The sequence below is a fragment of the Actinophytocola sp. genome (genome assembly GCF_035712165.1).
Taxonomy (GTDB): domain Bacteria; phylum Actinomycetota; class Actinomycetes; order Mycobacteriales; family Pseudonocardiaceae; genus DASYTH01.
Genome location: NZ_DASTBH010000327.1, coordinates 1 through 3,837 on the forward strand (window position 1 = coordinate 1; position 3,837 = coordinate 3,837).

At 71.3% G+C, this 3,837-nt stretch carries 5 protein-coding genes and 1 pseudogene; 3 read left to right on the forward strand and 3 right to left on the reverse strand.

Translation table 11 applies throughout. From position 1 onward, the window contains the following. Positions 1-596: enoyl-CoA hydratase-related protein (locus tag VFO68_RS18455; protein WP_325159555.1), on the reverse strand; the 596-nt coding region annotated here is incomplete at its 3' end. A 131-nt stretch (positions 597-727) separates the two neighbouring features. On the opposite strand from VFO68_RS18455, the gene VFO68_RS18460 reads away from it, so the two are divergent. Continuing rightward, entirely contained in the window at positions 728-880 is a 153-nt protein-coding gene (locus tag VFO68_RS18460) for a hypothetical protein (RefSeq protein WP_325159556.1), read from the forward strand. Here the strand turns inward: VFO68_RS18460 and VFO68_RS18465 are convergent, their stop codons facing one another. Continuing rightward, the gene (locus VFO68_RS18465) at positions 881-1,231 is read right to left on the reverse strand and encodes an MmcQ/YjbR family DNA-binding protein (protein ID WP_325159557.1); all 351 of its coding nucleotides are present in this window, start codon (positions 1,229-1,231) and stop codon (positions 881-883) included. Positions 1,232-1,450: 219 nt separating this feature from the next. Between VFO68_RS18465 and VFO68_RS18470 the strand changes: the two genes are divergently transcribed. Then, the gene (locus VFO68_RS18470; protein WP_325159558.1) at positions 1,451-2,857 is read left to right on the forward strand and encodes a hypothetical protein; all 1,407 of its coding nucleotides are present in this window, start codon (positions 1,451-1,453) and stop codon (positions 2,855-2,857) included. Here the strand turns inward: VFO68_RS18470 and VFO68_RS18475 are convergent. After that, a complete protein-coding gene (locus tag VFO68_RS18475) occupies positions 2,854-3,261 on the reverse strand; it encodes a DUF2000 domain-containing protein (protein WP_325159559.1) in 408 nt (135 codons plus the stop codon). The two genes, VFO68_RS18470 and VFO68_RS18475, sit on opposite strands and share 4 nt — an antisense overlap. Before the next feature lie 121 nt (positions 3,262-3,382). On the opposite strand from VFO68_RS18475, the pseudogene VFO68_RS18480 reads away from it, so the two are divergent. Further along, positions 3,383-3,837 (forward strand): annotated as a pseudogene (locus VFO68_RS18480) (hypothetical protein); the annotation flags it as partial.

Below are 3,837 nucleotides of genomic sequence, written 5' to 3' on the forward strand. Positions count from 1 at the left end.
TGCACGTGGTTGACCAGCCCGATCCGCCGGGCGTGCTCGGCGTCGATGTCCCGCCCGGTGAACGCGAGCTCACGCAGGTGTCCCTCGCCGATGATCCCGGCCAGCCGCTGCAGGCTGCCGAGGTCGGCGACGATGGCCACCTTCACCTCCCGCACGCTGAACTTGGCCTCGGCGCTGGCCAGGCGGATGTCGGTGGCGGCGATCAGGTCGACGCCACCGCCGATGCACCAGCCGGACACGGCGGCCACGACCGGTTTGCGGCAGGCCGCCACCGCGGTCACCGCGTCCTGCAGGTCACGCAGCGAGTCCAGGAACCGGGTGCGGGGGGCGGCCAGCGCGTCCCCACCGAGCAGCTCACCCCAGGACGGCGCCATCGCCGGCAGGTCCAGCCCGTAGGAGAAGTGCGCGCCGCTGCCGGTGATCACCACCGCGCGCACCTGCGGGTCGGCGTCCAGGGCCCGGAACACCAGCGGCAACTCCCGCCAGAAGTCCGGCCCCATGGCGTTACCCTTACCCGGCCCGAGCAGGGTGACCTCGGCCACCTGCTCGGACACGTCGACCTTGAGCGCGACAAGATGGTTTAGAGCTGCGGTCATGCGGACATACTCGCCCAGGCGAAGCCGCCGGGCCAACGTGATCTCAACCGGAAGCGGGATGTCGAGCTAACTCATTCGTGTCAGCCAGCTGTCTGGCAGGCTTCCCAACGCGCGGATCTAGGAGGGCACGCATGGCACGGCAGGACATGGACTCCACGCCGATCTTCGACCAGTTACTTCGCGAGATGACCGAGGGTGCGAAGCCCGCCGTGCCGAACACCGAACCCGAAGGCGCCGAGCCGGTCGGCGCCGCGCAGCCGCGCCGCCGGCATCGTTCCGAGTAGTCAGGCCGGGCGCCGGGACTTCGGCAGCTTCGCCACGATGGCCGCGTAGGAGCGGTCGAGCAGCTCCAGCACCTCGTCGTCCGGCACCGCGCCGCCCTCGTAGCGCACCGTGTTCCAGCCGTAGCGCCCGATGTAGTCGCTGGTCCGCACGTCGTCCGGGTAGCGCTCGCGGTACTCGGCCGCCTCCGCCGCGCTCGCCCCGCACTTCACCCCGACCGAGTCGCCGGCCATGCCGATGAACGCGAACGCCTTGCCGCCGACCTTCGCCACGAGTTCCTCGTCGCCCCAGGGATAGCTCTCTTCCGCGCCCGGCTTGGCCAGGCAGTATTCGATCAGCTCGTCGCGTCGCACGCCGGCAGCCTACGGCCGGCCCTGCCCCGGGACGACCAGGCCCGCGGCTGGATGCTCGCCGTGGGCGCTTCCTATGTGAGCAGCCGAATCACGCCGCCCTCGACGCGCCGCCGATCGCGCCGTGGGCTGTTCCTGCGCCGGGACGCCTGACCGGCGAATTCACCGATTGACAAGCCGGCAATATCGGAGTCCGATGCGAGGATGCGCCTGCTCGCTGCGATGAGTTCTGTCCTGGTCATGGCCGGCTCGCTGCTGGTGGCCGCACCGGCCGCCGGCGCACAGGCGGCGTGTGCCGCGCCGGTGCCGAGCCCGACCCAACCCGGGTACACGATCGCCGACCCCAACTGCGACTTCGGCAGCAACGCGCCGTTCGTGCCGCTGACCGACGCGGCCGGGCAGGCGATCTCCGAGGTGCACACCGGCATCGTGAACGGTGCGGCGTACCGGATCGAGGTGCCGAAGAAGTGGAACCGCGACCTGGTGCTGTGGGCACACGGGTTCCGTGGCAACGGGCTGACCGTGTTCGTGGACAGCCCGTCGACCCGGCGGTTCTACATCGAGCAGGGCTTCGCCTGGGCGGCGTCGAGCTACCAGACCAACGGCTACGACGTGGGGCACGGGGTCACCGACTCGCACGACCTGATCAACCTGTTCCGGTCCGTGCGGGGCAGCCGGGCGCACGCCGTCTACATGACCGGCGCGTCGATGGGCGGACACATCACCGCGGCGGCCATCGAGCACTTCCGCGGCGATTTCGTCGCCGCCATGCCGATCTGCGGCGTGCTGGGCGACAAGGAACTGTTCGACTTCTTCCTGGACGCCAACGTGACGGCGGCGGGGCTGACCGCGACGACCATCCGGTTCCCGGCCACCCGCGAGGAGGGCCAGGCCTACGGGCCGGAGTACGCCCAGACGGTGCTGAACATGTTGCCGCAGCTGGGAAGCGGCTTCAACACACCGGATGTGACGCTGACCGACCTGGGCCGCACCTGGGCGGGTGCGGTGCAGCAGCGCAGCGGCGGGGTGCGGCCCGGGTTCGACTCGGCGATGACGTTCTGGAACTCGCGCGGATTCGCTCCGCTGACCAACATCCCGTTCCTGTTCGGGGTCTACCCGGGACTGTCCGGCGGCACCATCGGGATCGCCGACGGCAACGTGACCGACAACCGGCACACGCTCTACCAGGTCGACGCCAGCCCGTTCCTGTCCCGGCCGGAACTGCGGCTCAACATCGCCGCGCTGCGGGTGGCGCCGACCACCCAGGCCAGCCGCGACCTGACCGGGATCCCGCGCGTGGCAGGCGATCCGCGGATTCCGGTGCTGTCCATGCACACCATCGGCGACCTGTTCGTGCCGCTGTCGATGGAGCAGATCTACGCCAAGGAGGCCGCGCTGCGCGGCCAGTCCCGGCTGTTCGTCTCCCGGGCGATCCGGGGCAACCAGCACTGCGGATTCACCCCGGCGGAGGTGCAGCGCGGGTTCGCCGACCTGGTCCGCTGGGTGCGCACCGGCCATCGCCCGGCCGGCGACGACATCCTCAACCCGCGCGTGGTGGCCCGGCCCGAGTTCGGCTGCCAGTTCACCGACGGCCCGCACCCGGAGTTCGTCGGACCCGCCTGTGCCTAGGGATGCAGCCTGAGTCCCTTGCACACCTTGTCGATCGCGGTGCGCCGGCCGTAGACCGCCAGGCCGGCCAGGTTCAGCTCGCCGGCGGGAACGGCCCGCACCGCGGCCCGGTTGTCGTCGTCGTTGCCGGTGCCGAACAGTTCCTCGGTGTAGACGGCGACCGGTAGCTCGCGGGTGAGCGCACGCTCACGCATCCGGGCAAGCTCGTCACGGCCAGCGACGTAGACCAGCACGGGTTCCCGGAACATCGCCAGGTACGTGTTGCCCGAGCCGTCCTCGTACGGCTTGCCCAACATCCCCTCCAGTCCAGCCACCGCACTCGCCAGGAACGCGGTCACGTTCAACTTCTGCCACCCGGCAAGATCACCGCGGACCGCGACCGCAATCTTCGTGTCGAAACGCATTGCGTCAGCCTCGTCGCCGGACCACGCTGCGGTATTGAACACAGGAGCGGCCGCACGCGTTGACGGCTCCCGGGCCTGGAGGCCACGATCCTGCGACACACACGAGATGGGGGACCCGAGCATGTCCGACCGACCCACCGAACCGACCCCGCAGCCCCCCGCCGAGGTACCGCCGGTCGCGCAGCCCGACACCCCACCTCCGGTGGCCGCGCCGTCACCCGCCGACACCCCGCAGGCGGCCGGCCCGGCCCCCGAAGCCCCCGCAGCCCAAGAAAACCCGCCCGCCGCCGAAACGAACCCGGACCCCGCGCCGGCACACAACCCACCGGCCGCGCCAGCACCCGCCGACCCGGCAACCCACCCTGCCGCCGAGGTGAACCCGGAGCACAGCCCCACCGCCGCACCGGCACCCGCCGACCCGGCAACCCGCCCAGCCGCCGACACCCCCGCCGCCCACGACAACCCCCCCGCCGCCGAAACGAACCCGGACCCCGCGCCAGTGCACAACCCCCCGGCCGCACCGGCACCCGAGCCGGCGACACACCCGGCCGCCGTAGTGAACCCGGACCCCGCGCC

Excerpts from the sequence above, each read along its gene's own strand:
- VFO68_RS18460 (WP_325159556.1), top strand. The coding sequence starts at position 728 with ATGGCACGGCAGGACATGGACTCCACGCCGATCTTCGACCAGTTACTT.
- VFO68_RS18470 (WP_325159558.1), top strand. The coding sequence starts at position 1,451 with ATGAGTTCTGTCCTGGTCATGGCCGGCTCGCTGCTGGTGGCCGCACCG.
- VFO68_RS18475 (WP_325159559.1), bottom strand. The coding sequence starts at position 3,261 with ATGCGTTTCGACACGAAGATTGCGGTCGCGGTCCGCGGTGATCTTGCC.